The sequence below is a fragment of the Paenibacillus sp. FSL H8-0048 genome (genome assembly GCF_038002825.1).
Lineage (GTDB): Bacteria > Bacillota > Bacilli > Paenibacillales > Paenibacillaceae > Paenibacillus_AQ.
In genome coordinates this window covers 694,379-720,895 of the sequence record NZ_JBBODF010000001.1, presented here as the reverse complement: position 1 = coordinate 720,895, position 26,517 = coordinate 694,379, and the positions used below count along the sequence as shown (strand labels likewise).

The following is a 26,517-nucleotide window of genomic DNA, read 5'->3' as shown; positions in this document are numbered from 1 at the left end:
AGTGATGACGGAATCCCGCTGCGGGCGTTCTTCTGCTAATGCTGCCACACTGCATGAATGCTTCGAGCTTCAGGCAGCCCGGCAGCCGGGGCAGACTGCCATCGTTACAGCAGGAGAGTCTATGAGTTACGGGGAGCTGAACCGGCAGGCCAACCGCCTGGCGCATAAGCTGATTGCCCGGGGTATCCGGCCGAATGACCATGTCGGGGTTATTATGAACCGGAATAAGCATCTGGTCGTGGCCCTCTTGGCTGTGCTAAAAAGCGGGGCCGCGTATGTACCGTTAGATCCCCGTTACCCGGACAGCCGCAAAAATTATATTTTGCAGCACTCGGGGGCGGTTGCCGCGATTTGTGAAAACGGAGAACCGCTGGATGTGCCCGTTCAATTCACACTGGGAGCTGCTGACCTTACGGCAGATCCGGCAGCTTCCCCCTCTTCCGCTGATAACCCCGGTCTCCCGGTTCAGGGAAGGGATCTGGCCTATATCATGTACACCTCCGGCTCGACCGGCATGCCCAAGGGTGTGATGATTGAGCACCGCTCTGCCGTTAACCTGATCGGCTGGGTGAACCGTGAGCTACATATGTCCAGCAGGGACAAGGGATTATGTGTAACCTCGGTATGCTTCGATCTGTCCGTATATGATATCTTCGGTCTCCTGGCAGCTGGCGGCACGATTGTCCTGTGCCCGGAGTCCGATATTACCAGTCCTGCCGGCCTTATCCGCATCCTGCTGGAACAGGGAATTACATTCTGGAACTCTGTGCCTGCGACCCTGCAATATCTGATCAGGCATGCGGCGGAGCAGCTGCCGGATTTCACCCAAATGCAGCTGCGGCATATCTTCCTGAGCGGCGACTGGATTCCCCTGGAGCTGGCACGGAGCTATTCCCGTTACTTCCCCCGGGCCAAGCTGACCGCACTCGGCGGAGCTACGGAGGCTGCGGTCTGGTCCATCTATCATCATGTCGCTGAGGTCTGCGGGAACTGGACGAGCATTCCCTACGGCCTGCCGGTTGCGCAGAATGTCTGGTACATTCTCGATGATTCCGGGCAGCCGGTGGACGCGGGCGAGACCGGAGAGCTATACATCGGAGGGATCGGGGTGGCGCGCGGTTACATCAATGACCCGGACAAAAGCGCGCGGGCCTTCCTGCCCGATCCCTTCGGCAACCCTGCAGCGGACCGGATGTACAGGACAGGCGATCTGGGCCGGATGAGGGAGGACGGGATGATCGAATTCCTCGGCCGCCGTGACGATCAGGTGAAGATTCGCGGTTACCGCGTCGAGACGAAGGAGGTGGAGAAGCGGCTGCTGGACTATCCGGGAATCCGGGATGCAATCGTTACAGCCAGGAGCCAGGGTTCGGGGGAGAAGCATCTATGCGCCTATTTGACTGCAAGCCAGCCAGACATACCAGTCACTGCGCTCAGGCAGCATCTGGCTGAGCACCTGCCCGTCTACATGATTCCGTCCATATTCGTCCGGGTGGAGCAGCTCCCGTTGAATGCCAACGGCAAGGTGGATAAAAAACAGCTGCCCGAGGTCACCCTGAATGCCATGCTCACGGACAGTGTATACATTCCCTGCACCACTCCGCTGCAGCAGTCCATCCGCCAGGCCTGGGAGGCGGTGCTGGAGCTCAAGGAGCCTGGCCTGCACCATGATTTCTTTGAAATCGGCGGCAGCTCGGTGGAAGCTGTCGCGCTGCACAGCGAGCTTGCTGCAAGAGGCATAACTCTTGCGTATGAAGATCTGCTGAGCAGCTCTACTATCGGAGCGCAGGCTATGCTTGCTGAGCAGGGACTTGCCGTGTATACCACGGCTGCTGCAAGCCTTAGGGGTGACGCTTACCATAAGGAGGCAGCGGCTGGCGCCAGCTTCCCGGAGCAGAGCAACGTCCCGGGAAGCCCGATCATACCGGCATCCGGCATCCAGATATGCCGCGCTGCCCAGCCGCAGCCTTTTAACGACCTATATTACAAAAGCTGTCTCTATAACTCACTGTTCCCTGTGCTGAACGTCTTCGGCAGAAACCTGAATACATTTCTGTGCAGCGATATATATGTATATCGCCTGGAGAGTTCTGAGGCCGGACCGTCGTCCATCTCTGCGGTCTGTCTTGAATCCGCCACACCCGAGGCGCTGCTGGAGCAGTTGCGGCTTACCGTCAGGTACGAGGCCCCGCTGGAAGGGAAGGCGCTGAAGCAGAGGCTTATTGCGGGACTTGAGCGGCAGAGCCTGTTCATTCTGTGGGTGGACAGCTTCTATGAGCCGGCCCGCAGGGACACCTACCGAAAGAAGCATCTTGCCCATACGCTGCTGGTCTATGGCTTCAATGAGTTGCAGGATCAGTTCCTTGTGCTGGAGCACAGTCATAAGGATGCGTTGAATTACAGGGAACGGATGCTTACAGCAGGTGATCTGCTGAATGGTTGCCAAGGCTATCTCCAGCATCTCATGCTGCCGGAGCAGACATACACGCTGATGGAATTCCCGCGTGACCAGCAGCCTTATCTTTATGATAGGCTGCCCGATATCTATAAACTCCGCAGCCTGTACCGCACCTGCCAGGATGACTTGGCCGGAGGTATCGCGGCCTTGTCTGTCTTCCTTGCGGATTATGCCGCTCTACCGGGGAATCCCGAAGAGCCGCATACCCGGCGGCTGATCGCCGGTCTGAATACCATCATTGATTTCAAGCGGGCGGAGCAGTACCGGCTGGAGCGTCTGTTCACAGATCAACCTGCCGCTGCCTCCATCGCGGGCGGGATTATCCGCGCATGGCTGGATATCCGCAGCGATCTCATCCGCTGGAGTAAGGGTATTCAACTGCCGGAAGACTGGCGGACTGCCCATGAACGGCTGCTGAAGGATATCATGCACAAGGAAGAGGAGCTTATAGTGAGACTGTGCAGCCCGGCAAGAACGGGCAAGGAGGGAGCTTAGAACGTGAAACTGGCCACAGAGCATCAACTGCATTATCTGTCACAGAAGTACAACGAATATAATCTGCCGATGTATCTGAGCTATCCGGTGGACAGCCACTGGCGCCAGCCTGCGGATGAATCCGCCATCGCCCTTACCCTTAATGAACTGGAGGAGGCACAGGTCTACGTACATATCCCGTTCTGCAAATCCATCTGCTACTATTGCTGCTGTGACCGGGTGCTGGGCGGCAGAGAGGAAGATCAGGATCTCTATATCGGTGCGCTGGAGCAGGAGCTGGAGCTTAAGCTGGCAGACCGCAGCCGGAAGCTGAGGTCCGGCAATATCCACTGGGGCGGCGGAACACCGGCTTATCTGAATGAACGGCAGATCGAACGGCTGTACGGGAGTCTGAGCCGGTATGTGGAGCCGCTGGATAACGCCAGAGTGAAGCTGGAGGCCTACCCGGACAAGCAGATTGTAAGCGAAGGGAAGCTGCGGCTGCTCAAGGCGCTGGGCTTCAATTATATCAGCTTTGGTGTTCAGGATTTCGACACCCGGGTCCTGAATGCCATTCACCGGGAATGCGATCTGGAAGAGACACGGGAGATTATAGGACTTGCCCGCAGCATGGACTTCACGGTGAATGTTGATCTGTGCTACGGCTTGCCCTATCAGGGTCTCGGAGAGTTCGAACGCACACTGCGGGAGATTGTCAAGATCGCTCCGGACAAAATTGTGGCCTTCCCGTACGCCCATTATCCGGCCATCTATCCGCTGCAGCGCAAAATCCCGCTGCTCAGCCTGCCCAATTCTTACATGGTAGCCCGTCTTTTCGAGTTGGCCAGGGAGGTGCTGTCGCCGGATTATACCATGATGGGCAGCGATACCTTCATCCGCAATATTGGAAGAGAGCGGCATCCGGGACCGCAGGTGGTCAGGGATTTCATGGGCTCCTCGGAGATCGGCAGCCCGGAGCTGCTGGGACTGGGCAAGTCGGCCGTCAGCAAGACCGGCAGGCTCTATTATAAGAACACCACGGCTATGGACCGTTACCGCTCAGCGCTGGATCAGGGCAGACTCCCTGTAGAGTCCGGCAGAACCCATCAGCTGTCGGAGGATGACCTGGTTCGTGCTGAGCTTATCCTGCTGCGGCTCCTCGGCGGCATGTCCATCGACAAAGCGGCGTTCACTTCCAGCTGCGGCGCAGATTTCGACACTTACTTCCAGCAGGAAATCATTCAGCTTCGTGCCATGGAGCGGGACGGGCTCCTGGAAGGGGTAGATTCTCCGCTGATTCAGGTCACACCAAGCGGTACCTATTTCATCCGGGCGATTGCCCATGTTTTTGATCCCTATTACAAATCCCCCAGTATTGGAGAAAACAGTATATGAAAATCACAGAACAAGTTACAATGATCGTAGCGGGTCTGACCCGCGTTCCTGCTGTGGAGCTGCGCCCGGACACTGATATCTTCGAGTCCCGGCTGCTGAGCTCTCTGGGTCTGCTTGACCTGGTGGACAGACTGGAGCGCGAATTCAAGATCATTATTCTGCCCGAGGAACTGATACATGAACACTTCGCAAGCATCGGCACGATCATCGGGTTTGTCGGCCATAAGCTCGCGGAGGCTTCATAACAGGGAATGATCCAGGGAACTGCGGGCTGCGGAGAGGTGAGCGAATTGTTCAAGATTATGATCGTCGAGGATGATATCAAAATCCGTACGCTGATGACTGATATCCTGCGCAAGTACAGCTATGAGGTGGTGGAGGTTGCAGATTTCCAGGCGGTGGAGAAAATCTTCGAGCAGGAAGCGCCGCAGCTGGTACTGCTTGACCTGAACCTGCCCTACTATGACGGCTTCTATTATTGCCGCGTATTTAGAAGAAAGACTACAGTTCCGATCATTATCATCTCCGCCAGGGATGAAGAGTCCAGCCAGGTGCTCAGCATGGAGCTGGGCGCCGATGACTACATCGTCAAGCCGCTGAATATTCAGGTGCTGCTGGCGAAGATTATGGCCATTTTGCGCCGCAATTACGGGGAGTACGCCGGTAAGTCCGAGCCGCTGCCGGAGCCGCTCCCCATTCATTTGGATGACCGCAATTTCAGCATCTCCTGCAAGGGCGCGGTGGAGGAGCTGAGCAAGAACGAATATAAGCTGCTGAAGAAGCTGATGGAGCAAAAGGATACCATCGTCACCCGGGAAGAGCTCCTGGAGGAGCTGTGGGACGATGTGCATTTCGTGGTGGACAATACGCTGACGGTCAATGTAACCCGGGTCAAGAGCAAGCTTGCGAGTCTCGGCTTTCAGGATGTCATCAGGGTCAAACGGGGCGTGGGTTATATTTTTGACTCATCGGTGATGGGAGGGACGCGTAAGTGAGTATCAGGCTGTTCCGGTCTTTTGCGCGCGACCATTTATCCTTTACCCTTGTCTATTTCACGAGCCATGTGCTGGTCAGCGTCTACTGCTATTTTTATGTCAGCAACAGCATTCAGCTTCTGTATCTGCTCAGTATTTATCTGTATATTTTCATCCTGTTCATGGGCTTCCGGTTCATCCGTTACGTCTCCACCCACCGGGAGCTCCAGCGCTTGTCCGAGAATATCGAGATTGAAGAGAAGGGCTTCTCGGCCGAGCAGCAGTCTGCCATCCGGCTTATTCACCAGCTTCACCACAGCTACCAGGACCAGATCTATGAGGTCAAGGCCCGGGCCGACAACACCCATAAGTTCATCTCCCAGTGGATACATAATCTCAAAACACCCTTGTCGGTCATCGACCTCATTCTTCAGAATTACAAAATGAATCCCACCGGCCATGCCCTGGCCCTCCAGCATATAGAAGAGGAGAAGGACAAAATTCTCAGTATGCTGAACCAGATGCTGAAGTTTTTCCGTCTGGAGCATTTCACCCGCGATTACAACCCGGGACCGGTCAAGCTGCTGGAATCGCTCCGTCATCTGATCAACAGCAAGCGGAACCAGTACATCTATAACAATGTATACCCGGTGATAGAATGTGAGGACGAGCAGATCACGGTCATGACAGACAGCAAATGGAATACGGCGATGCTTGATCAGATTATCTCGAATGCGATCAAATACTCTGACTCCAGGGGAGAGGCCAAGTCCATCTATTTCCGTCTTCAGCAGCAGGGCGAGCAGGTGGTACTGTCCATCCGGGATGAGGGGATCGGGATTGAGCCTGTAGATTTGCAGCGGGTCTTCCAGCCCTTTTTTACCGGAAAAAACGGACGTACCCATCATCAGGCTACCGGCATCGGCCTCTACGTCTGCTCGGAAATTGCCCGCAAGCTGGGCCACCGGCTCACGATTACCTCTGAAGCAGGTCTAAGCACCGAGGTGCAGATTTCGTATCTTTCAAAAATGAAAGACAATATAACTTAAATGGATGGATGTGGAAGCCCCGATTCCCTACAATAGAGCTACCGGAAAGAAACACGATGAATAGATGATTAATGGGAGATGAAGCTGTGAGCGTAGTACTGGAAGTCAAAGAGGTTAAGAAAGTATATGGTGTACAGAACGGTGAGCATTCGACAGTGGCACTGGATTCCGTAAGCTTCAACGTAGAGAAGGGGGACTTCATCGGGATTATGGGACCCTCCGGGAGCGGCAAGACCACCTTGCTGAACATCCTCAGCGGAATCGGTAAGCCGAGCTATGGCGAGGTTCTGATCGGGGGCAAGAACATTACCTCCATGGATAAGAACCAGATGGCCCTCTTCCGCAGACAGCATCTGGGCTTCGTCTTCCAGGAATTCAACCTCATGGACAGCCTGACGCTGAAGGAAAATGTGATGCTGCCGATGATTCTCGACAAGCGCGATAAAGAGCATATGGAGTCTAAGAGCGAGGAAATCATGAAGCTGCTGGGCATCGACGAGATTGCCGGCAAATACCCGTACAACATCTCCGGCGGACAGCAGCAGAGAGTGGCGGTGAGCCGCGCGCTGATTAATGATCCGGACATTATTTTCGCCGATGAGCCTACAGGCAACCTGGATTCCAAGTCGTCGAATGCCGTGATGAAATGTATCGAGAAGATGAACCAGGAACGGGACAGCACCATTCTGATGGTTACGCATGATGCCTTCGCAGCCAGCTTCTGCAAGAAGATTATCTTCATTAAAGACGGTGCGATCAGCATGGAGATTGTCAGCAGCGGAGTCCGCAAGGAGTTCTTCGATCAGATTCTCGACTGTCTGGCCATCATTGGAGGGGAAAGCAATGACCTTTAGAGACGTTACGATTAAAAATTTCAAGCGCAATGTCCGCAATTTCTTCTCCTACTTCATCTGCAGCGCCTTTGCGATCACGATTTTTCACCTCTACGCTGCGCTCTTATTCAATAAAAGCATCCGTGAAGGAGCGACGGAGGATGTCATCCAGATTGTCCTGATGCTAAGTCTGGTTGCGCTGACGCTCTTCTCCGTATTCTTCATCAACTATGCGCATTCCTCATTCATCAAGGCGAGAAGCAAGGAATTCGCCATCTTCATGTCACTCGGGATGCATAAAAATGATCTGCAGAAGATCATCCTGCTGGAGAATCTGATCATCAGCGTGTCCTCGCTTATCGCCGGAATCATCACGGGTGCGATCTTCTCCAGGCTGTTCCAGAACGTAGCGATCAATCTGCTGGATCTGCAAGGCGTAGCTTATTCACTCAGTGCAGCAAGCTTCATTGTTACTGCGGCTGTCTTCACGGTAATCTTCGCTGCCTCGCAGCTGATCTCAAGCGTCAAGGTCGGGAAGCTCGATATCGCAGACCTGATGAAGGATTCCCGCAAGCAGGATAATCAGGCGAAGGCAAGTGATGCCAAGCTGGGGCTGCTGGGGGTAGGGCTGGTTATAGCGTCCATTCTCTTCCTGATCTTCATCTCGAACGCTGAGAGCCTGAATACCAACCCCTTCATGATTATCACCTATGTTCTGATGAGCTTCATCGGGATCTACATGGTGATCTCCCATCTCGGGAATACACTGATTACCTTCCTCAAGAACAAGAAATTCTACTACCGGCACATCCTGTCGATCACAGAAATCAATCACAAATTCAATCAGAACAAACGGATCATGTTCATCCTGAGCATTCTTAGCGGAATGACGATCTTCCTCGTCGCATCCCCGTTCTCCTTACTGCAATTGTCAGAGAGCATCGCCGAGCGGAATAAATATGATGTGGAGTATATATCCGTTGCCGGTGTACATGTGCTGGAGAAAGACCAGCTGGAGCAGGTGCTGAAGACATCCGCTGAGCCGCTGAAGTCAATCCAGGAGACCCACTTCCTGAATCTGCGGATGAATCTGGAAGGCGATAAATACGATATCCTGAAGACGAAGCCGATCATCTCGCAGGAGATGTATAACAAGCTGACCGGGGAGAAGGTATCGGTGGGCGCAGGTGAGGTTCTTAACATTGTGACAGCCTGGGAGCCGGGTACCCACGGCATCGGAGAAGGAGAGAAGATCCAGTTCACCGACGGCAAGCAGACCTTCGATTACAAGGTGAAGGCCTCTTATCACGGCAACTGGTTTGCAACAGCCAGCTCGTATCCGACCAGCTCAGGCATCGTAGTGAGCAACGAGGATTACAAGAATATGGAGTCCAAGGTAGGTGCGGCGGCAACCGGAACTCATTACGGAATTGATTTTGCAGCCTGGAAGGGGACGGACGGGGTTATTCAGAAGCTTAAGGATACCCTGGATGCTACAGACAAGGACGGAAGCGGCAAGATGTTTGCCGTTGCATCCAAGGTAGATGCCTACAAAGCGCTGAAGAAGAACTATTCGCTCTTTGTATTCGTCACCTCATTGATCGGGGTATTATTCTTTGTCGCTGGCGGAATGGTGCTGTACTTCAAGCAGTATACCGAAATCGGGAACGCCACCATCTTTTTCAGGAAGCTCTACAAAATCGGGATCAGCGACAAGGAGATCCGCTCGGTCGTCTCGGCAGAGCTGCTTATCACCTTCTTTGTCCCGCTGCTGCTTGGCAGCATCCTGGGTTATTCGGTCATCTATCTGATCACCCATGTGATGAGCGGATCGGACATCGTTGGCGAGTTCATGAAGAATACCACCATTGTTGTGGCGGTCTATATCGTGTTCCAGCTCAGCTTCTTCTTCATCACCAAACGCAAGTACAGCCAGGAGGTTGTCCGCAAGCTGACCCGTGCGGCTTAAATCGGCCCGTTGAGCTCCGGCTGGGTTATTTCCTGCAACTCCCCGCAAGCAGCGGTTTCTCTAAGTTACGGAGAGCCGCTGCTTTTCTGTTGTTGTAATTTGTGTATAATACATGTACAACCATACTTGTAACGGAGGGAACGATGAAGCGGTTCATGCCATATCCATCCCTCTTGAAGAGGCTAAGGGCTGATCTGCCCTTTCTGTTCAGCGGCAGGATGCCGCTGCGGCGGAAGATTCTGCTAAGCAACCTCCTGATTGTCCTGCTGGCACTGGTGATTTTCATGGTCAGCATTCAGCGGATTGTCTTCAATCAGACCCTGGAGAGAACCACGGCAAGCTCACAGCAGGAAGTGCGGCTGGTCAAGCAGTCGATGGAGACGGTGTTCCAGTCGGTCCAGAATTTCACGAAGTTCGTGCTGATTAATCAGGACACCCAGAAGCTGCTCAGCAGAGGTACCGGTCCCGGAAATGATGCCGCTGCACTGAAGTCGATCTACAATACACTGGCTGCAATGCTGGTCACCGAGCCGAATATCGATTCTGTTATTATTGAATCGTTGAACGGCAATCTCTATTACACCTCCAATCTGACCGGCGTGACCCGGGAGAGTCTCGGCATCTATCCCCGCGCGGAGATTGATGCAGCCAGAGGCGGGGCAGTGTGGGCGGATTCGCTTACGCCTGCCTTTCTGTCCGGGATGAAGCACAAGAATATGATCAGTGTGGGCAGAGTCATTAAGAGCATGGAGAGCGGGACCCCGCTTGGCTATATCTATGTCAACATTGATGAGCGGACACTTGCACGCCTCTATCATAATGAACAGAACCCGGAGAGCGCTACGCTGGTCATCAACCGGAACGGAAGAATCATCTCTGCGAATGAAGCCTCAAGGGTGAACCAGCCGGTCCCGGAGGCCTCCCTTACAGATTGGGTCAAGTCAGTCTCACAAGGAACCCGGACCCAGGAGGTCGCTGGCGACCGTTATTTAGTATCCATGCAGAGTCTCACCCCCTATGACTGGAAGGTAGTCCAGCTGGTGACGATATCGGAGCTAACCTACGGGTATTGGAAAATCGCCCTGCTGCTGGCCGGGTTCGGCCTGATCAGCATTCTGTCGGCCGTGCTTCTGTCCATTCTGTTCGCCCGCCGGCTGACCCGGCCGCTCAGCCAGCTTAGCGAAGCGATTGTCGAGGTGGGCAGCGGGAATCTGGAGCGGCGCGCCGCCGCCGATTCCGAGGATGAGGTCGGCCGGCTGGGAGCTACCTTCAATGAAATGGTGGAGCGCATCCAGCGCCTGATGGTCCAGGTGGAGACGGAAGAGCAGACCAAAAGGATGCTGGAGCTGCGGCTGCTCTATTCGCAGATCAAGCCTCATTTCCTGTACAATACACTGGACACGATCCGTGCGATGGCAGTGATGTCGGGGGCGAAGGACATCAGCAGGATGCTGAAGGCGCTGGGTGAGTTCTACCGGATCTCGCTTAGCAACGGTCAGGAGCTGATAACGGTGGCCCAGGAGCAGAAGCATCTGGAGAGCTACCTCTATATTCAGCAGATCCGATTCCCTAAGCTGAACTACCGGATATCGTTCGGGCCTGGACTGGAGTCCTGCCTGGTGCCGACCATGCTGCTTCAGCCGCTGGTCGAGAATGCGATCCACCATGGCATTAGAGGAATGGCGGACGGCGGCTGGTGTGAAATTACCTGCGCAGCGGAAAGCACGGACGGACAGAATCTGCTGTGCTTCACCGTCCGTGACAACGGTAAGGGCATGAGCGAAGAGCAGCAGCGGCTGATCTGGTCGGAGCATGACAGCGCGGAGAGATACAGCTTCGGACTCCGAAATATTCAGGACCGCATCCGCCTGCGGTTCGGAGCGGCTTATGGAATCCTGCTAGCCTCTGAGCCGGGCCGGGGCGTAGAAGTGAAGCTGCGCTTGCCGCTGCTTAAGCAGACGAACGAACAGGAAGAGGGGACAGTCAGACTATGAACACAGCACCGGTAGCCCGCGTCCTGATTGTGGACGACGAGTATTATTTCAGGCAGCTGCTGATCCGTCTGGTGGATTGGGAAGCCGCCGGGTTCGAGGTGGCCGCAGAAGCCGATGACGGCGCGGCCGCCTTGCAGATCATCGGGGAGCAGCCTATCGATCTCATCATTACGGATATTGAGATGCCAAATATGAACGGGCTTGAATTCATTGGGGAAGTCCGTAAGCTGAATTCGGCGGCTAAGCTGATTTTCATCACCAGCTACGATAATTTCTCCTATGCACAGCAGGCCATCTCGCTTGGAGCGGACCATTATCTGCTGAAGCCTATCGATGAGGATGCTGTGGAACAAGCTCTTCGCACGATCCGCACGCAGCTGACAGAGAAGTGGGAGGCAGAGCGGTATATCAACCGGCTCAGAATCAAAGCCGGGGATGTACAGGAGCCGCAGGCAGTTGATGCCCGTGCTCAGAAGCGACAGAGCAGCGGTACTGCCTTAATCACCAAAACCATTGCCTATGTGACGGCACATTATGCCGAGGATACGTTGTCACTGCAGAGTACGGCCAGCGCCCTGTTTGTGAACCCTAGCTATTTAAGCCATGCGTTTAAGAAGGAGACCGGCGAGTCGTTTGTGGAATATGTGACAAACGTCCGTCTTGGTGAAGCCATGAAGCTGCTTAGCCAGGGGGCCTTCGAGGAAGAAGCACCCGCACCCAAGATTGCGACGATAGCCCGGCAGGTGGGCTACAAGGACCCGTTTTATTTCAGCAAATGCTTCAAGAAACGTTACGGAATGACCCCGAATACCGTGTACAGCGGTAGTTATTCGGATACATAAGCAGCAGCTATAGGCAGGGCCCGGTGTTTTGCAGCCGGGCTTTTCTATGTTAAGGAATTATGATTTACCCGTCTGCGAATAGGTTTGTACGCGAATGTAATCAAAAAACCGAACACAAGGGGTGCTGCTACGCCGGGAGGTGGTCCTCATTCTTCACAGCCAGTAACATTTATAGAGGAATGCTGCAAGAAGTGCAACAATATTGCTCAATAGAAGCGACGAATGCCGAAATCCTGCATGAAATGCAACAAATCCAACGTTAAATCGCTCTAACCACCGAACTTTGTGCAAAAAATGCAACATTGTACTTCAACCCCGTAACATTTATAGAGAAATCCTGCAAGAAGTGCAACAATGCTGCTCCTTACAAGCGGCTGGTCAGAGAAGGCACCCGCTTCCTTCACCCGCAGTGTAATTTTGTTCCTGATTGCTTTTCTGTCGGTTAAAGTTAACCCTGTGTAAAGCTGCCGTTAACATGGGAACGCCCCGTAAATTGAGTGTAAACTTACCTGACACACCTAAAAATTTTACTGTTAAAACCAACATATCTCCATTCGTACACGGCGGTTCACTTGTTAAGATGATACCTGTAAGTCAATTCCCGAAATATTGAAAGGTGGTCCAACACAAATGTTCGGAAAAAAGCTTGGGGTAGTTGCAGCATCCATCGCGCTTAGCAGTGTAGTGCTTAGTGCTTGCGGAGGAGCCAACGGTAACGAAGGGGCAACTCAGAATCAGGATGCGAAAGCGGCGGAAGGTAAGGAATCTGTCTCCTTATGGATGTTCGATGCAGATCCGATGTATCAGGCTGCTGCCGAGGCTACCGCAGCGGAAGTCGGCGTGGATTTGAATTATGAGTACATACAGGACGAGACCTACAAGACCAAAATCAGTGTTGCACTGGCTGCCAATGAGCTACCGGATGTATTCCAGCAGCATGCCGGGAAGTCCTACCGGACACCTGTACTGCAATCGAAAACGGTAGCCCCGCTGAACGATACCCTGGATTCCACAGGACTTGGTGCGAAATTTCTGGACAACCAGCTGGTGAAAGAAGAAGACGGCAATATCTATTCCGTTCCTTCCAATATCAGTACAACCCTGGTCTTCTACTATAACAAAAAGCTGATGAGCGATCTGGGCGCTACGCCTCCTGCAACCTGGGATGATCTTCAGGCGCTGGTATCCAAAGCCGATGATAAAGGGATCATCCCTATCGCCCTCGGCGGCAAGGAAAGATGGCAGGGTGATCTGCTGTACAACCTGCTTGTAGCGCGTCAGGACGTTAACGCCTTCGACAATGCGATTAAAGGCGATGCGAAGTTTACAGATGCTCCATTTGTAGATGCGGCGAAGCAGGTAGCCACCCTGGTAAGCAGCAATGCCTTCCAGAAAGGCTTCCTAGGCTCGGCTTACCTGGATGCCCAGGAGCTGTTCAAGAATGATAAGGCGCTGATCTGGATTGACGGCAGCTTCAACTTCGGCGCGTTGTCGAAGGCCATGGGCGATAATCTCGGATATATCGCATTCCCGAAGACGGGTGCAGAGGATGTCTACAGTGCGACGATCGGCTTCCAGAACTCGGCGGCACCTTACTCCTTGTTCGTGAACAACAGCTCCAAGCACCTTGACAAAGCCAAGGAATTCGCCATTAAGCTGTCTCTGAAGCTCAATGATGAGTTCGTACGCAAAGGCCTGCCGGGCTATGCAGCCAGTGAAGTGAAGTCGGAGTCGCAGAATGAGCAGCTCTCCGCTTATGCTGCCGATATCAGCAAAACAGCCAAAACCCAGGCGATGTGGTTCGGCCTGCTGTCGGCAGATACAGGTCAGGAATACCGCGATATGACGCAGCAGCTCTATGGCGGCAATCTGACGCCTGAGGAATACACGGCCCAGCTGGAAACATTGCTCCGTTCGGCAGAGTAAGACACGCTTTACAAATATAATAGGGGAAAGGCGATGCAGTCTCTTGGACCGCATCGCTTTTCTGCACTCTGATAGGTGGATAGTGATGGAAAGAGCGCTCTCGGATAAGAAATTAATCGCTTTGTTTCTAGTACCCGGCTTAACCATATTTCTGGTCTTCTATTTCGTGCCGATCCTCATGACGGCGTATTACAGCTTCCAGGAGTGGGACGGAATTAACCCTATGGCCTTCGTGGGCCTGGACAATTACACCAAGATGTTCACCGCAGATAAAAGCTTCTGGAAGGCGGTATGGAACAGTGTAGCCTTCCTCCTGACTGGCGTGTTCGTCCAGCTTCCGCTCTCGTTCGGCCTGGCGCTCTTGGTCTCCCGCAAAATGAAGGGACGCAAATGGTTCCGCAATATTTACTTTTTCCCGGTGGTCATGTCAACAACGATGGTCAGTCTGCTGTGGGTCAAAATCTACGATCCGAACATCGGGATGCTGAACACGCTGCTGGAGGCCGTTCACCTTGGCAGCTGGGCACAGGCCTGGCTTGGAGATACCAAGACGGCACTTTTGTCCGTCCTGATCGTAACAACCTGGCATTATGTAGGCTATAACATGCTGATCCTGTTTGCAGGTATCCAGGGTATCTCGGAACAGTATTATGAAGCCGCGAAGCTGGACGGAGCTGTCGGCTGGAAGGCAGTCCGTTATATCACGCTTCCGCTGCTGTCTGATGTGCTGCGGATCTGTGTCGTGCTGAACGTGATTTACGCGCTCAAGACCTTTGAGAGTGTGTATGTGATGACGAACGGCGGACCGCTGCATTCCACAACAATGATTGCCCTGAAAATGTTCCAGGAAGCGTTCCTGAAGCAGAACTTCGGCTACGGCAGTGCGCTTGCCGTATTCATGGTGCTGGAGTGTCTGATCATCGCCTGGGTACTCAACAAAGTGCTGACCCGTGAAAAAATTGAATATTAAGGAGGACCGGACATGCTGAAGACTACGAAAAATACAGGCATCTATCTGTTGATGATCCTCATTGCCGTCCTCCAGTTGTTCCCGCTATACTGGCTTGTGGTAAGTGCGTTTAAGGATAATTCGGAGATTATCGGCGGAGTGGTCTGGGCGCTCCCCACAGAATGGCGGTTTAGTAATTTCTCAGAGGCTTGGGTAAGCGCCAAGGTGAATCAATACTTTTTCAACAGTGTGTCCGTTACGCTGATTACCCTCTTGTGCGTGCTGCTGTTCGCTTCGATGATGGCTTACGCGCTGACACGGATGAGATTCAAATACAACGGACTGATTCTGTTCATTCTGCTCATGGGGGTCATGGTGCCGATTCATGCTACGCTGATTCCGCTGTTCATGATCCTGAAGAATCTCGGTATTCTCAGCTCGCGGCTGTCGATTATCCTGCCGTACATCGCTGTGAATCTGCCAATTGGCGTCTATATGCTGTCGGCGTTCCTGCGGAGCATGCCGAAGGAGCTGGAGGAGGCTGCGTTCATCGACGGCTGCGGGGTGGTGAAATCCTTCTTCAAGGTCGTGCTTCCTCTGCTGAAGCCGCCGCTTGCCTCGGTTGCGATCTTCGTGTTCCTCGCCGTATGGAATGAGCTGCTGATGGCGGCAACCTTTATCCAGAAGGAAACGCTGCGGACGCTGCCGCTCGGGCTGATGAACTTCAGCGGCCAGTACAGCATTAGCTGGGGACCGCTGGCCGCAGCAATGGTAATCTCTACGCTGCCGATTCTGCTTGCTTATGTGCTGTTCAGTGACCAGATGGAGAAGAGCTTCACCGCAGGCGCAATTCTGAAATAAGAGACGAAGAAGGGTGGACGAGATGATGGAACCGGCAGCAAGCCGTAACCTGCGCAAGATTGTGATTATCGCTACTTCGGATGTTCATGGCAATCTGTGGGGCTACCGTTATGAAGACGGACTCGATACCGTAAATGACGGGCTCGGCAGAGTAGCAGCTTACGTCCGGGAGCTTAGAGAGAGCGGAACCGAGGTTCTGCTGATCGATAACGGTGACATCTTCCAGGGAAATATGCTGACTGACGATGTCTACAATAAGCGGCCGGATGAGAGGCATCCGGTCGCGGCAGCACTTAATGCCATGGGCTATGCTGCACTGACGCTGGGCAACCATGAGTTTAACTTCGGCCTTGGCCTGATTGAGCGGATCAGGCAGGAGCTGAACTTCCCGGTGCTTGCTGCCAATGTCTGGGACACGGAAGGCAGACCCTTTGCAGAGCCATATGTGATCCTAGAACAGCACGGCATCCGGATTGCGGTTATCGGTCTGACGAATCCCAACGTTCCGCGCTGGGATGGAGGAAAGGTTGAGGGCCTAAGGTTCGGCCATATGGCCGAGACCGCGCAAGCGATAGCGGCTTCCCTCCGAGCGGAAGGGAAGGCGGACCTGATTGTGATCAGCGCCCATGCGGGTATGGTCGCAGAATTCGATGAAGAGGGCGGCTCGGATGCCGCCGGACGGATTGCGGAGCTTGTTCCTGAAGCAGATGTGCTGCTGGTCGGCCATATGCATATTACCGTAAACCAGCGCATCGGGAATACCGTTATTGGAGGGCCGCGGGACCGGGGGCGGGAAGTTGTACGCTTCGACCTGACACTGGAGCTGGAAGGCGGTCAGCCCAAGGTTGTGAGCCGGGAGGTCACGGTGGTAGATATGAGTAGCTGGGAGCCGGACCCGGAACTGCGCAGTATGGTTGCTGGGGCGCATGAAGAGACCCTCCGGTTCATCGCCGAAGGCGGTGGTGGCTCTTCCATAGAAGGGGAGGGCGGCATTCTGGGGTATGCAGCGGCCGATTTCCAGCCTGAAGAGACTGCCGGGCTGCCCGCCGGACGGGTGCAGGATACGGCGGTCATAACCTTGATCCAGCGTGCCATGCTGGAGGCCAGCGGAGCGGATGTTGCCGCTACTAGCCTGTTTAACGACAACGCGGATCTGAAGCAGGGACCGCTGACGTATGCAGATGTCTACCGCATTTACCCTTTTGATAATGTGCTGTATGTGGTTACCGTTACCGGCAAGGAGCTAAAGGCTTATATGGAAGCTTCAGCTTCACATTTCCGGCAGTGGCAGCCCGGAGAGACGAATATATCCGCCGATCCCGAGGTGCCGAGCTACCTCTACGATATGTTCGCCGGGGTCAATTATCAGATCGACCTCTCGCAGCCGGCAGGCCGGCGGATCATCCACCTGGCCTACCGGGGCAGACCGCTTGCCGATACGGACGAATTGCAGCTTGCCGTCAACAATTACCGTTACAGCAGTCTATTGAAGGCCTCGGGACTGGTCAGCGCCGTGAAGCACTGGGAGTCGGACTGCAGCGTCCGCGAGCTGCTGGTGCGCTACATCCGGGAGCGCCAGACGATTATACCGGAGGTAGATCATAACTGGTCCATTACCGGAATGGATTAAAATAAGAGCAGCCCCACATTGAATGAACGATCAATGTGGGGCTGCTTCCGGATAAGGCGGGGTGAATTTTATTCACCCCATATTGGTGTGCCCAGGGATTCGAGAGTTTCTACAGCTTCATGAACCGGGAGGTTGGTCATGCCGAATTCATTGTGCACAATATCCTGAATCTCCTGTATGGAGTGCAGCTTCATTTGCTCTTGGCTCTCCTGATACCGGATGGTGAATGTATTATTTACAAGAGACAGCGAGCGCTGCCGGTCCGGCTGCCACTGATAGACCCGCAGGATAGTGGTGAACAGACGCTGCGGCTCATTGCTCCAGTGAATAAGCCGGTGAACTTCCGGCAAGCCTGCGCGCTCATCGGGACGAAATATCCAGTGATGCTGTTCTTTGCCTGTAATTCCGTGCACCAGATGGAATTTAAGCTTGTTGCTCGGGTCAGGATAGCCCATAACCCGGGAATGGTGAATCATAAGCTCATGCGGCTGGGAGATATCCAGCGGATAATAGACGGGATGCCCCAGTGCTACATCCGTATAATAGAGCCGGTCTGCAATCTTCACGTTGTTGCCAGATGGGAGGCGTATTTAATAGGATAAGCATCGTAGCCAAGCTCCTGCAGCAGCTTGCAGAAATAATAATTGCCCGTGTGGCACACGCCGGAGTAATCAAATCTATACATATGATCCAAGTAGACTTCCTGCGGAGGAAGATAGTATTGCTGTTCTTCAAAGGCCTTAAGATAATGCAGCTTGGAGATATTCTCAAAGACTAGACGGGTCATCCGCGACCTGACTAAGCGCTGCAGATAATCCAGGCTGGGAGGCTCCACAACCATGCCGATCCGCTTCAGGTACAACCCAGCCCATGCTGAAGGAGTCTCCATTCGTTCATCCCCGCTTATATTTAGCAATGACCAGAGACGCATTCTGTCCGCCCATGCCGAATGAATTGGTGAGGGCCATCTCTATGTCCGCAGGTTTCGATATATTCGGAGTATAGTTCAGGTCACACTGGGGATCAGGGGTTCTGTAATTGATCGTTGGCGGAATGAACCCGCTGCCCAGGCTAAGAATCGTTACCAGAGTCTCCATGGCCCCGGCGGCTGTCATCAGATGGCCATGCATCGATTTGGTGGAGCTGATGTCCAGTTGCCCGGCGAGGGTACCGAAGACTGCCTTAATCGCTTCAGTCTCATGCTTATCGTTCTTGGGTGTCCCTGTGCCATGCGCGTTAATGTAGGTGATGGCCTCCGGCGGCACTCCGGCATCCTCAATAGCCCGCTCCATGGACAGGATCATTCCCAGGGAAGACTCATGCGGGTCTGTGATGGAATAACCGTCCAGCGAGCTGCCATACCCCCGTATCTCCGCATAGATCGGCGCATGCCGGCGGAGTGCATCCTCTTCCCGCTCGAGCAGGAATAGAACCGAGCCTTCCCCGATTGTGAAGCCGTTCCTGTTCAGGTCAAACGGGGAGCAATTCTCAGTGCAATCATCCTTCGTGGGCTCAAGCGCACCGAGCCGGCAGAGGCGGGCCAGAGACATCGGGTCCAGCTTGGACGAGACTCCCCCGGTGATCACCGCATCGGCATCCCCGGATCTCAGCATAAGCATGGCGTCGCCAATCGCCTGCGCGGAAGCAGCGCAAGTGCCGAAATTCGCTATACTTGGGCCTCCTATGCCAAAATCACGGGCAGCATGATAGAACATATAAGAGGGCTGGTTAGCGAGCAGTGTCTCAAGCTCCATCGGCTCTGATGGAGTCTGCTCTGCATTGCCATAAGCGTACAGATACTGGAGATCCTCAGGAGAGGAGGTATTGGGGTCAGTGCCTACAATTAAGCTGATGCGTTCGGGAGCATAGAACCTTCCTGGACCGCCGGTTTCCAGAAGCTCCTTCACACAGGAGTAGAACAGCTTGAAAATAATATTGCCGGCAACAGGGTACTGCACCCGGTCCAGCGCCGAATCATCAATCACAGCTGCATGTTTAACAGGCAGGCTGCCCACCTGATACCGCTGAATCGGCCTGATTCCTGAATGGCCCGCCTTCAGATGGGTGACTATGGATTCCAGTTGGTTGCCCAGAGGGGTAATCGCGCTTATTCCCGTTACTACAATTTTGCTTCTCATCGCGGGTGATTGTCCCCTTTCTCAAGAATGATAGCGCTGTAGGCCCCGCCCGGTCCTGCACTGCTCACGACAGTCCGTTCAATATCCATGGCCGCATTCTCCGGGCGGACCCATTTGGTGCGGCTGTCAGAGGGCGCAGATGTATGGTTCAGCGGCACAGCAGTTTGGCTGATCATCGATTGCACCGCCAGGATCACGTCGAGCAGACCGGATACGGGGCCGAGATACCCAAGATACCCCTTCAATGCAGAAGCGCTTACGCTTGAGCCATTCCACACAGCAGAGATACCCTTAAGCTCAGCATCATCCCAAGCGGCAACAGACGGTGCGTTGCACATCATCAGATCAATGTCACCCGGGGCAAGCTTGGCACGCTCCAGCGCCAGATTCAGGGCCTTCGTGAAGCCTGCCGCCGACAATTCCAAGTAAGTCTCACCAGGAACGGTCAGGCTGGCCCCGCCTTGGATTCTGGCAAGTATAGGGCGGCCATTGCTTAGGGCAACTTCTTCCCTTTCCAGGAAAATAGCGCCCGCGCCCTCACTCATAAGCGTGCCTGATGATTGCGGGCTGAAGGGAGTGACCAGCTTTTCAGGATTCCCCCGTGCGGCCGTGCTTCTGACGAGTCCGGTCTCCAGCCACCACCTGAATTCATGGGCGCTGAAGGGACTGAAGGAGGCGGAGACCATGGCTTGGTCTATCCGCCCGGTCTCGATGGCACTAGCCGCAGACAGGAGGGCTGTTATGCCTCCGCAATCGCTATTACAATACAAGTTGCCGGGTCCGTGCGCTCCCGTGGTTTTGGCAATGAAGTGCGAAGGTACCGTGGTTAGTTGCTTCACGCCGCTTAAGGGAGGAATCCGGTGCAGGTTATCCCCCAGCCGTGAAAAATCCATGGCTCCCTCTCCGCCGCTGCTGCAGATCGAACGAATGATCTGCAGCGTCTCAGGGTCCAGATTTACCGGATGATTGGCCACATAGACCGCACAATTCATAGCGTTATTCTCCAGACTTGCGAGCAGTCCATAGTCATTCAGCATTTGATAGGCGGCCTTCATCTGCAGCTTATTGTATCTCAGCATCATGTTAGAGCCGGAAATGCCCAGGTCTCTGATACTGAAATTCGGAATTTCACCTCCGATGGAGCAGCTGCAGGCGGATGCATCGAATAGGCTAATGGCGCTATAGGCTGTTTTGCCTTGAAGCATGGCTTCATAGATCTCCACGGGCGTATAGCCCAGAGGAGTAACACAGCCCATGCCGGTTATAACAACGGATGGTTTCATAGGATTATACAACTCCTGTCGTTGCTGTATGGGATTCGGGCAGCCAGTATCGTTCATACCAGTCTACGGTTTGCCGGATTCCTTCCTCCAGCGGAGTATCTGCTGACCACTGAAGAATCGCCTTGGCCCGCTCAGGGGAGAGATGCTGTTGCAGAATTTCCCTGCCGCTCTGAACTTCATATTGCGGTTCAATATAATCCAGATTCATTGTGCGCTGAATAAGTGAGGTAACCTTCTGGATCTCCCACAGCTTGCCGGTCCCGAAGTTAAATACATGCTCTCCGTCCTGATGTCCTTCATAATGGTACATGGCCATATATGCCTGGACCAAATCCTTGATGTAGAGGAAGTCCCGCATATAGGTTCCGACTGAAGAGATTCGGATGACAGGCCGGAGCTTGCCGTATAGCCGCTGTATGGTCCCGGGAATAAGCCTGCGGAAGTTCAGATCGCCTCCTCCGTAAATATTGCCGAAGCGCCCGACTACAATAGGCAGGCTGAAGCTGTGTCTGTAGCTCTGGGAGATCAGGTCGGAACAGGATTTCGAGGCGTCGTAAGGATTCCTGCCCTGAATGGGCATCTCTTCATCATAGGGGAGAATGGGGCTGTCACCGTAGACTTTGTCACTGGAGGCAATAATGATTTTGGAGATCTGGTCCTTGTGAATCCGGCAGACCTCCAGCAGATTGTAAGTACCCTTCACGTTGGTCTCGAACGTCTGCCAGGGGATCTGGTATGCCAAATCCTGCATGGATACGGCAGCCAGATGAAAGACGGTGTTAATTCTTTCGTCCGTGATAGCGCGTTCAATTAGGTGGTAGTCAGCAATTGAACCATAATAACAGCGGATTTCCTTGTCCAGCCCCATTTTAACAAACGGGCTTCGCGGGTTGAGCTCACTTAGGATGGAGGTTAGTTCAGCACCTTGTTCAAGCAAATGTTGAGTGAGCCATGTCCCTACGAATCCTGATGCACCTGTAACCAGCGCACGGCAGTCCGATAAAGCGCCCTTCATTGACATAACCTCCTACAAATCGACTGATAGAACACTAGGATAATACATCCATTTTTGCCGATAATAACTCACTATGAAAATAATTTCAATAGTAAATAACACTATCTTTAACTCTTTTATCGCCAAAAAAATCATTGCTATGAATAGAAAAATATGTATACAATAACAAAGAAATCTATTCTTCGCGGAGGTGCGTTATGGATCAGACCATTTACAGCAAAGTGAAAAAATTGTTGCAGGATGTCCTTGATCTGCCAGAGGCTCAAATCATGCCGGACACTTATCTTTACAGAGATTTAAACCTGGAAAGTGCAGAGACGCTGGAGCTAACGTTCATGCTTGAACAGGAATTCGGCATCAAGATCGACAGCCAGGAATTCTGGAATTTGCCCAATGTGATTGCCAACCGGGGAATGTTCAGCGACGGCCGGCTGTCTCCGGATGCCGTGTCTTCTGTACGGCAATATTTCACTGTATCGGATGAGGACCTCTCGGCGCTTGCCAGCCCCTATGATCTGTTCAATTATCTGACCGTAGAGAATATGGTAGATTTCGTATCGGCCAAGTTAGAGAAATCGGAGAATAGGGTGTGACCGGCCGTGAAGATTGATTTCTCGGGCAAAGTAGTCATTATTACCGGAGGAAGCAGAGGCATTGGGCGGGGAATGGTCACACATTTCGCACGGGCTAACGCGACCGTATACTTCACCTATTTATCCAGTGAAGATCAGGCAGCAGCAGTTGTGCAAGAGTGCAGGGAGCAATACGGGGCAGATGTCACCGGCCTGAGAGTGGACGGGAGATCCAAGCCTGATGTGGAGAGCTTTATGGATACGGTCTGGAATGATCATAAGCGTATAGATGTTGTAGTTAATAATGCTGCCTGGATTCCAAGAGGACTGTTTCTGCAAATGAGCGAGCAGGATTGGAGCGAGGGAATCAGCGCCAACCTGAATTCTGTCATTGCCTTCTGCTCTTCGGCTATCAAATATATGATCCTGAATAAATCGGGATCGATCATCAATATTTCATCCCGCTCGGCACTGCAGCCCGGGCGGGGCCAAGCAGTATACACAGCAACCAAAGGTGCGGTTGAATCGCTAACGAAGGTACTGGCACTGGAATACGGTTCGTATAACATCCGTGTTAACACTATTGCGCCCGGACTAATCGAAACCGATGTCGTAAATACGATGCAAACCGGGGTCAAGAAGAAGATTCAGGAGCGCACTCCCCTTGGAAGAATGGGCACCGTAGACGATGTCAGTCATGCAGCGCTGTTCCTGGCCAGTGAATATGCCTCATATATTACAGGCACCCAATTGCCGGTGACCGGAGGAAGACATTTGGATTAACTTTGGCGGGTAAGGGATGTGAAGCTGCTTGCGGTATATGCAATTGGTATCTTTTACAAGAGTAGGTCCCATGGAGGCAGAGTCCTGCCAGGTTCTCCAGCCCCGTGAGGATGTCTTTGAAGCGGAATGCGATACAGGATTGACGGTGCCATTCTATGTTCTGCTTGAGTCCGTATTCCAGACTGCAGGCAGGCTTGCGCGTGAAGTCACCCATAACCGGCATGGAGCGGGAATTGTAAGCTTCAGTAATTTTGTGTTTGCCAGGCCTGTTTTTCAGGATGAGCAAGTCACGTATTATGCCAAGCTATTATCGGTCAATGAGGAGAAGCGCAGCTTTTTCTTCCGGATTACGATTTCCGCAGAGGGACAGTTGATTGTGCCTGACGGGAGATTAATCACGAAGCAGGAGGATGTGATCTCTACTCATAGCTTGAATAACAACATAAGGCTGTCTGCAGAAGACGGAATGAACCTGCTCAGATTGAAGAGGGGGGAGAAGCGTGTGGATCTGGATTTTTAATATTATGATGATGTCATTATTTCTGGTGCCGGGATTTCTTGCTGTTTATTTTATACTGGAGAGGCAGCGTTCCCGCCGGACAATAGCCGCCAAGCCGCCTTATCATCCTAAGGTTACCGTGCTGCTTCCCTTTCGCGGACTGGACTATAACTTTGAAGCCACCCTGCGGAGTCTTGCCAGCCAGCAGTATGCCGGGAGCTATGAAGTGCTCGCGGTTACCTCGGAGGAGAACGGAAGAGGGGAGGAGCTGGTTCATCAATATGCGGCGCTATCACCTCGTATTCATCTGGTGAAGGCATCTCATTCCGAGGTCTCCCGTAACCGGAGCGATAAGGTGAATAATCTGTTAACCGGCATAGCGCACGCATCCAAGGATACGGAAGTCTATGTATTTATTGACTCGGACATCGTGCCCCAGCCATCCTGGATTGAACAGATGGTACAGCCGCTGCAGTCCGCTCAAGTCGGCCTCACCAGCGGCAGCGCATGGATCGTATCCAAGAGCAGGAGTGTGTTGGCCCTGGCGGCAAGATACTGGGATTTTCTGGCGACCACCATGATCACGTTTCCTGTCACCCGTTTTGCCAGAGGTTTTTCTTTTGGGATACGCAAAAATGTGTTTGAACAGATCGGGATGAAATTCATCTGGTCAGAGGCCTTTCATGATAACTTCACCATTTCGGATGTAGTACGGAGAGCAGGATTCCGCATCCAATACGTTCCCGATTGCCTGGTGCCGGAGCATTTCGATATCCAAGGCTTCGCTTGGGTGAAATGGGTGAAGCGCCAGGCCCTGAACACGAAGGTAAATTACAAGCGGTTATGGGCGTTTGGCTTCTTCCTGGTGACAATGCCGCGGTTATTGGGCGCGGTTCTATTCCTGGTTGCCCTCGGGTTCAGAATAACAGGCGATGTCCCTTCCTTGCTGTACATCTTCTTGTACTGGCCATTGCTGCATATAGCAGGGGCCGCTCTTGTTGTGGCCGCCGTATCCCGGGACGCTTCGCATATTCAGGATTATCGCCCGTCGTTTATCCGGGTAGCCGTGCTGGTGCTCGCTTCATTCGTATCTGTGGTATATTGCATAAGCTCGCTGTGGGCTGTGATCTCCAACAAAATGGAGTGGAGAAACCTCGTCTATCATCAAAAAACACCATTTACTACCGTCGTAACGGGAGAAAAGGGGAGGAAGCAGGATGCTGGACAATGAGGCCTATTCGGTGATCCATCAGCGGATCTATTTCAAGAACACCGACGCCGGCGGGGTGGTCTATTTCGGTAACGCCTGTGAGTTTATTGAAGCCGGTTGTACCGAATGGTTTCGGACGCACGCTCTTTCCCTCAAAGAAATTCTTGATCAATACCAACTTTTTTTTGTGATGAAAAAAGTTGAAATTGATTTTTTGCACCCGGTCTACTATGACGAGTTCATAGAGATTCGAACGTCCGTGAAGCGTATTATGCATTATTGGATTGATTTCCACACCGAAATCCGGGTGGATCAGGATAAGCGTTACACTGCGGAGAACCGGATGGTTCCGGTCAATCTATTGACCAAAGCACCTGCTCCCATTCCTGAGAGCATCTACTCTGCTATCCAAGGAGCATGCACAATATGAGATACATTTTTATGGATGAAATCACTGCTCTGACGGCTGACTCTATTTCCGGGAAGAAGTATGTTTCTTTGAATGAAGATATCTTTCGGGATCACTTTCCCGACCAGCCTGTGCTGCCTGCGGCGCTGATTACGGAGTCTATCATTCAATTATCGAGGTTGTTCACATGGATCAACAGCGATTACCGCTGTTCGCTGATCCCCGTAAGCTTTGAACGGCTTAAGTTTTTGCGGATGGTGTCGCCGCCGGATATTCTTGAGGTTGAGCTTACCTTTGAGAATACCGGCAGCGAAGGGGACATGAAGGCGCGGGCAAGAGTAATGTGCAGGGAGTCAGAGCTTGTCTGTGAAGGCTCCGTTCTGTTCCGGGAGGTCCCGCTGGATGCGCTTCACCGGGAGGAGCGTTGCCGGTCCTTAACCGGAATTCTAACCCGTAATCTCAGTTCAGGTGTGAGCCGCCCGTAACCGGCAGATCTGCTCCGGTGATGAAGCTTGCCGCTTCGCTCCCCAGAAAAGCAGCAGCATGACACACATCCGAAGCGTAGCCCACCCGTTGTAACGGTATCTTGCGGACATCTTCCTCTGTGACCTGTTTCGGCTTCTCGGTGACAATCAGACCAGGGGAGATGGTGTTGACCCTGATGCCAAAGGCTCCGTATTCAAGGCAGAGTGATTTGGTCAGGGAATTGACGGCTTGCTTAGTGGAGGAATAGGCGGCTTGTCCCCGGACCGGGTGATCGGCGCAGACTGTGGATATATTGATGATGCAGCCTGATTTTTGCCGGATCATATACGGGAGTGCGGAGGTACAGTGATGTACCACACCCATCAGATTGGTCTGAAGGGAGGTATTCCATAGCTCGGTGGTGGTGTTGCCGAAATCAGCTCTCCATATGAACGCGGCATTATTAATCAGCAGATCAACCGCCTGATGCTGCCGCCAGACATCCGAAGTAAATGCCTCAACCTGTTGGTCTGACCCCGCATCGACCTGGACCCCAACCGGTTGCGGACCGTCGGCTGAACCGGCAATGACAGGCTGGAATCGTTCAGCAGAGAGATAAGTATAGTACACCTTAGCTTTCATCGCACTAAAAGACTGCACAAGCTGACGGCCGATGCCCCGCGAACCGCCTGTAATCAGAACTACCTTACCGGTATAATCGAAATCCATAATGAGCGCCTCCTTATCTGATCTATTATCATCATATGTAATTAGTAGAATATATGCAAT

General features: G+C 53.0%; 25 protein-coding genes. 19 read left to right on the top strand and 6 right to left on the bottom strand.

What is annotated here, in order from left to right:
- The first annotated feature begins 4 nt into the window (after positions 1 to 4).
- The 13 genes from NSU18_RS03365 to NSU18_RS03305 all read left to right on the top strand — a co-directional run bounded on the left by NSU18_RS03365 (position 5) and on the right by NSU18_RS03305 (position 17,354).
- Complete coding sequence (locus tag NSU18_RS03365) at positions 5 to 2,953, top strand: non-ribosomal peptide synthetase (protein WP_341148210.1); 2,949 nt, start codon at positions 5 to 7, stop codon at positions 2,951 to 2,953.
- A gap of 3 nt (positions 2,954 to 2,956) precedes the next feature.
- Entirely contained in the window at positions 2,957 to 4,327 is a 1,371-nt protein-coding gene (locus tag NSU18_RS03360) for a coproporphyrinogen-III oxidase family protein (RefSeq protein WP_341148209.1), read from the top strand.
- Positions 4,324 to 4,572 carry a phosphopantetheine-binding protein gene (locus tag NSU18_RS03355; protein WP_341021966.1) on the top strand — a complete coding sequence of 83 codons (249 nt, stop codon included), beginning with the start codon at positions 4,324 to 4,326 and terminating at the stop codon, positions 4,570 to 4,572. Before NSU18_RS03360 ends, NSU18_RS03355 begins: the two co-directional genes overlap by 4 nt.
- 6 nt (positions 4,573 to 4,578) lie before the next feature.
- Positions 4,579 to 5,322 (top strand): response regulator transcription factor, encoded by a 744-nt coding sequence (locus tag NSU18_RS03350; RefSeq protein WP_341021968.1) that lies wholly within the window; start codon positions 4,579 to 4,581, stop codon positions 5,320 to 5,322.
- Complete coding sequence (locus tag NSU18_RS03345; RefSeq protein WP_341148208.1) at positions 5,319 to 6,350, top strand: sensor histidine kinase; 1,032 nt, start codon at positions 5,319 to 5,321, stop codon at positions 6,348 to 6,350. The genes NSU18_RS03350 and NSU18_RS03345 overlap by 4 nt, the downstream gene beginning before the upstream one ends.
- A 71-nt stretch (positions 6,351 to 6,421) precedes the next feature.
- Complete coding sequence (locus NSU18_RS03340; RefSeq protein WP_445321786.1) at positions 6,422 to 7,204, top strand: ABC transporter ATP-binding protein; 783 nt, start codon at positions 6,422 to 6,424, stop codon at positions 7,202 to 7,204.
- Positions 7,194 to 9,152 carry an ABC transporter permease gene (locus tag NSU18_RS03335; protein WP_341021971.1) on the top strand — a complete coding sequence of 653 codons (1,959 nt, stop codon included), beginning with the start codon at positions 7,194 to 7,196 and terminating at the stop codon, positions 9,150 to 9,152. The genes NSU18_RS03340 and NSU18_RS03335 overlap by 11 nt, the downstream gene beginning before the upstream one ends.
- A gap of 143 nt (positions 9,153 to 9,295) precedes the next feature.
- Positions 9,296 to 11,146, top strand: a complete 1,851-nt coding sequence (locus NSU18_RS03330) for a cache domain-containing sensor histidine kinase (protein ID WP_341148207.1) — start codon at positions 9,296 to 9,298, stop codon at positions 11,144 to 11,146.
- Entirely contained in the window at positions 11,143 to 11,988 is an 846-nt protein-coding gene (locus NSU18_RS03325; RefSeq protein WP_341021974.1) for a response regulator transcription factor, read from the top strand. Before NSU18_RS03330 ends, NSU18_RS03325 begins: the two co-directional genes overlap by 4 nt.
- Before the next feature lie 630 nt (positions 11,989 to 12,618).
- Positions 12,619 to 13,914, top strand: coding sequence for an ABC transporter substrate-binding protein (locus NSU18_RS03320; RefSeq protein ID WP_341021975.1), 1,296 nt, complete (start codon positions 12,619 to 12,621; stop codon positions 13,912 to 13,914).
- Between the two features lie 85 nt (positions 13,915 to 13,999).
- Positions 14,000 to 14,884 (top strand): carbohydrate ABC transporter permease, encoded by an 885-nt coding sequence (locus tag NSU18_RS03315; protein ID WP_341021977.1) that lies wholly within the window; start codon positions 14,000 to 14,002, stop codon positions 14,882 to 14,884.
- 12 nt (positions 14,885 to 14,896) lie between these two features.
- The gene (locus NSU18_RS03310) at positions 14,897 to 15,724 is read left to right on the top strand and encodes a carbohydrate ABC transporter permease (RefSeq protein WP_341021979.1); all 828 of its coding nucleotides are present in this window, start codon (positions 14,897 to 14,899) and stop codon (positions 15,722 to 15,724) included.
- A 22-nt stretch (positions 15,725 to 15,746) separates the two neighbouring features.
- Complete coding sequence (locus NSU18_RS03305; protein ID WP_341150976.1) at positions 15,747 to 17,354, top strand: bifunctional metallophosphatase/5'-nucleotidase; 1,608 nt, start codon at positions 15,747 to 15,749, stop codon at positions 17,352 to 17,354.
- A gap of 68 nt (positions 17,355 to 17,422) precedes the next feature.
- Here NSU18_RS03305 and NSU18_RS03300 read toward each other — a convergent pair whose 3' ends face one another.
- The 5 genes from NSU18_RS03300 to NSU18_RS03280 are packed head-to-tail and all read right to left on the bottom strand — an operon-like array spanning position 17,423 to position 21,790.
- Positions 17,423 to 17,920: a hypothetical protein gene (locus NSU18_RS03300; RefSeq protein WP_341148206.1), complete on the bottom strand. Its 498-nt coding sequence runs from the start codon at positions 17,918 to 17,920 to the stop codon at positions 17,423 to 17,425.
- Complete coding sequence (locus NSU18_RS03295; RefSeq protein ID WP_341148205.1) at positions 17,917 to 18,243, bottom strand: hypothetical protein; 327 nt, start codon at positions 18,241 to 18,243, stop codon at positions 17,917 to 17,919. The genes NSU18_RS03300 and NSU18_RS03295 overlap by 4 nt, the downstream gene beginning before the upstream one ends.
- Positions 18,244 to 18,247: 4 nt before the next feature.
- Positions 18,248 to 19,492, bottom strand: a complete 1,245-nt coding sequence (locus tag NSU18_RS03290; protein ID WP_341021982.1) for a beta-ketoacyl-[acyl-carrier-protein] synthase family protein — start codon at positions 19,490 to 19,492, stop codon at positions 18,248 to 18,250.
- Positions 19,489 to 20,775, bottom strand: a complete 1,287-nt coding sequence (locus NSU18_RS03285) for a beta-ketoacyl synthase N-terminal-like domain-containing protein (RefSeq protein WP_341148204.1) — start codon at positions 20,773 to 20,775, stop codon at positions 19,489 to 19,491. The genes NSU18_RS03290 and NSU18_RS03285 overlap by 4 nt, the downstream gene beginning before the upstream one ends.
- Before the next feature lie 4 nt (positions 20,776 to 20,779).
- Complete coding sequence (locus NSU18_RS03280; protein WP_341021986.1) at positions 20,780 to 21,790, bottom strand: NAD-dependent epimerase/dehydratase family protein; 1,011 nt, start codon at positions 21,788 to 21,790, stop codon at positions 20,780 to 20,782.
- A 197-nt stretch (positions 21,791 to 21,987) separates the two neighbouring features.
- On the opposite strand from NSU18_RS03280, the gene NSU18_RS03275 reads away from it, so the two are divergent.
- The 6 genes from NSU18_RS03275 to NSU18_RS03250 all read left to right on the top strand — a co-directional run bounded on the left by NSU18_RS03275 (position 21,988) and on the right by NSU18_RS03250 (position 25,748).
- Positions 21,988 to 22,383, top strand: coding sequence for an acyl carrier protein (locus NSU18_RS03275; RefSeq protein ID WP_341021988.1), 396 nt, complete (start codon positions 21,988 to 21,990; stop codon positions 22,381 to 22,383).
- A 6-nt stretch (positions 22,384 to 22,389) separates the two neighbouring features.
- A complete protein-coding gene (locus NSU18_RS03270; protein WP_341021990.1) occupies positions 22,390 to 23,145 on the top strand; it encodes an SDR family NAD(P)-dependent oxidoreductase in 756 nt (251 codons plus the stop codon).
- A gap of 70 nt (positions 23,146 to 23,215) precedes the next feature.
- Positions 23,216 to 23,665: a hypothetical protein gene (locus tag NSU18_RS03265; RefSeq protein WP_341021992.1), complete on the top strand. Its 450-nt coding sequence runs from the start codon at positions 23,216 to 23,218 to the stop codon at positions 23,663 to 23,665.
- Positions 23,646 to 24,875, top strand: coding sequence for a glycosyltransferase (locus NSU18_RS03260; RefSeq protein WP_341148203.1), 1,230 nt, complete (start codon positions 23,646 to 23,648; stop codon positions 24,873 to 24,875). Before NSU18_RS03265 ends, NSU18_RS03260 begins: the two co-directional genes overlap by 20 nt.
- Entirely contained in the window at positions 24,862 to 25,284 is a 423-nt protein-coding gene (locus NSU18_RS03255) for a thioesterase family protein (protein ID WP_341148202.1), read from the top strand. The genes NSU18_RS03260 and NSU18_RS03255 overlap by 14 nt, the downstream gene beginning before the upstream one ends.
- Positions 25,281 to 25,748, top strand: a complete 468-nt coding sequence (locus NSU18_RS03250; RefSeq protein ID WP_341148201.1) for a hypothetical protein — start codon at positions 25,281 to 25,283, stop codon at positions 25,746 to 25,748. The genes NSU18_RS03255 and NSU18_RS03250 overlap by 4 nt, the downstream gene beginning before the upstream one ends.
- On the opposite strand, the gene NSU18_RS03245 is transcribed toward NSU18_RS03250, so the two are convergent.
- Positions 25,723 to 26,457 (bottom strand): SDR family NAD(P)-dependent oxidoreductase, encoded by a 735-nt coding sequence (locus NSU18_RS03245; protein ID WP_341148200.1) that lies wholly within the window; start codon positions 26,455 to 26,457, stop codon positions 25,723 to 25,725. The two genes, NSU18_RS03250 and NSU18_RS03245, sit on opposite strands and share 26 nt — an antisense overlap.
- Positions 26,458 to 26,517 lie beyond the last annotated feature (60 nt).

What these genes read in the sequence shown, in the direction of transcription:
- NSU18_RS03365 (WP_341148210.1), top strand. Translation starts at nt 5, where the DNA reads ATGACGGAATCCCGCTGCGGGCGTTCTTCTGCTAATGCTGCCACACTG.
- NSU18_RS03355 (WP_341021966.1), top strand. Translation starts at nt 4,324, where the DNA reads ATGAAAATCACAGAACAAGTTACAATGATCGTAGCGGGTCTGACCCGC.
- NSU18_RS03265 (WP_341021992.1), top strand. Translation starts at nt 23,216, where the DNA reads ATGGAGGCAGAGTCCTGCCAGGTTCTCCAGCCCCGTGAGGATGTCTTT.
- NSU18_RS03305 (WP_341150976.1), top strand. Translation starts at nt 15,747, where the DNA reads ATGATGGAACCGGCAGCAAGCCGTAACCTGCGCAAGATTGTGATTATC.
- NSU18_RS03350 (WP_341021968.1), top strand. Translation starts at nt 4,579, where the DNA reads ATGATCCAGGGAACTGCGGGCTGCGGAGAGGTGAGCGAATTGTTCAAG.
- NSU18_RS03340 (WP_445321786.1), top strand. Translation starts at nt 6,422, where the DNA reads ATGGGAGATGAAGCTGTGAGCGTAGTACTGGAAGTCAAAGAGGTTAAG.
- NSU18_RS03320 (WP_341021975.1), top strand. Translation starts at nt 12,619, where the DNA reads ATGTTCGGAAAAAAGCTTGGGGTAGTTGCAGCATCCATCGCGCTTAGC.
- NSU18_RS03335 (WP_341021971.1), top strand. Translation starts at nt 7,194, where the DNA reads ATGACCTTTAGAGACGTTACGATTAAAAATTTCAAGCGCAATGTCCGC.
- NSU18_RS03310 (WP_341021979.1), top strand. Translation starts at nt 14,897, where the DNA reads ATGCTGAAGACTACGAAAAATACAGGCATCTATCTGTTGATGATCCTC.
- NSU18_RS03250 (WP_341148201.1), top strand. Translation starts at nt 25,281, where the DNA reads ATGAGATACATTTTTATGGATGAAATCACTGCTCTGACGGCTGACTCT.
- NSU18_RS03280 (WP_341021986.1), bottom strand. Translation starts at nt 21,790, where the DNA reads ATGAAGGGCGCTTTATCGGACTGCCGTGCGCTGGTTACAGGTGCATCA.
- NSU18_RS03285 (WP_341148204.1), bottom strand. Translation starts at nt 20,775, where the DNA reads ATGAAACCATCCGTTGTTATAACCGGCATGGGCTGTGTTACTCCTCTG.
- NSU18_RS03275 (WP_341021988.1), top strand. Translation starts at nt 21,988, where the DNA reads ATGGATCAGACCATTTACAGCAAAGTGAAAAAATTGTTGCAGGATGTC.
- NSU18_RS03245 (WP_341148200.1), bottom strand. Translation starts at nt 26,457, where the DNA reads ATGGATTTCGATTATACCGGTAAGGTAGTTCTGATTACAGGCGGTTCG.
- NSU18_RS03330 (WP_341148207.1), top strand. Translation starts at nt 9,296, where the DNA reads ATGAAGCGGTTCATGCCATATCCATCCCTCTTGAAGAGGCTAAGGGCT.
- NSU18_RS03295 (WP_341148205.1), bottom strand. Translation starts at nt 18,243, where the DNA reads ATGGAGACTCCTTCAGCATGGGCTGGGTTGTACCTGAAGCGGATCGGC.
- NSU18_RS03315 (WP_341021977.1), top strand. Translation starts at nt 14,000, where the DNA reads ATGGAAAGAGCGCTCTCGGATAAGAAATTAATCGCTTTGTTTCTAGTA.
- NSU18_RS03255 (WP_341148202.1), top strand. Translation starts at nt 24,862, where the DNA reads ATGCTGGACAATGAGGCCTATTCGGTGATCCATCAGCGGATCTATTTC.
- NSU18_RS03325 (WP_341021974.1), top strand. Translation starts at nt 11,143, where the DNA reads ATGAACACAGCACCGGTAGCCCGCGTCCTGATTGTGGACGACGAGTAT.
- NSU18_RS03290 (WP_341021982.1), bottom strand. Translation starts at nt 19,492, where the DNA reads ATGAGAAGCAAAATTGTAGTAACGGGAATAAGCGCGATTACCCCTCTG.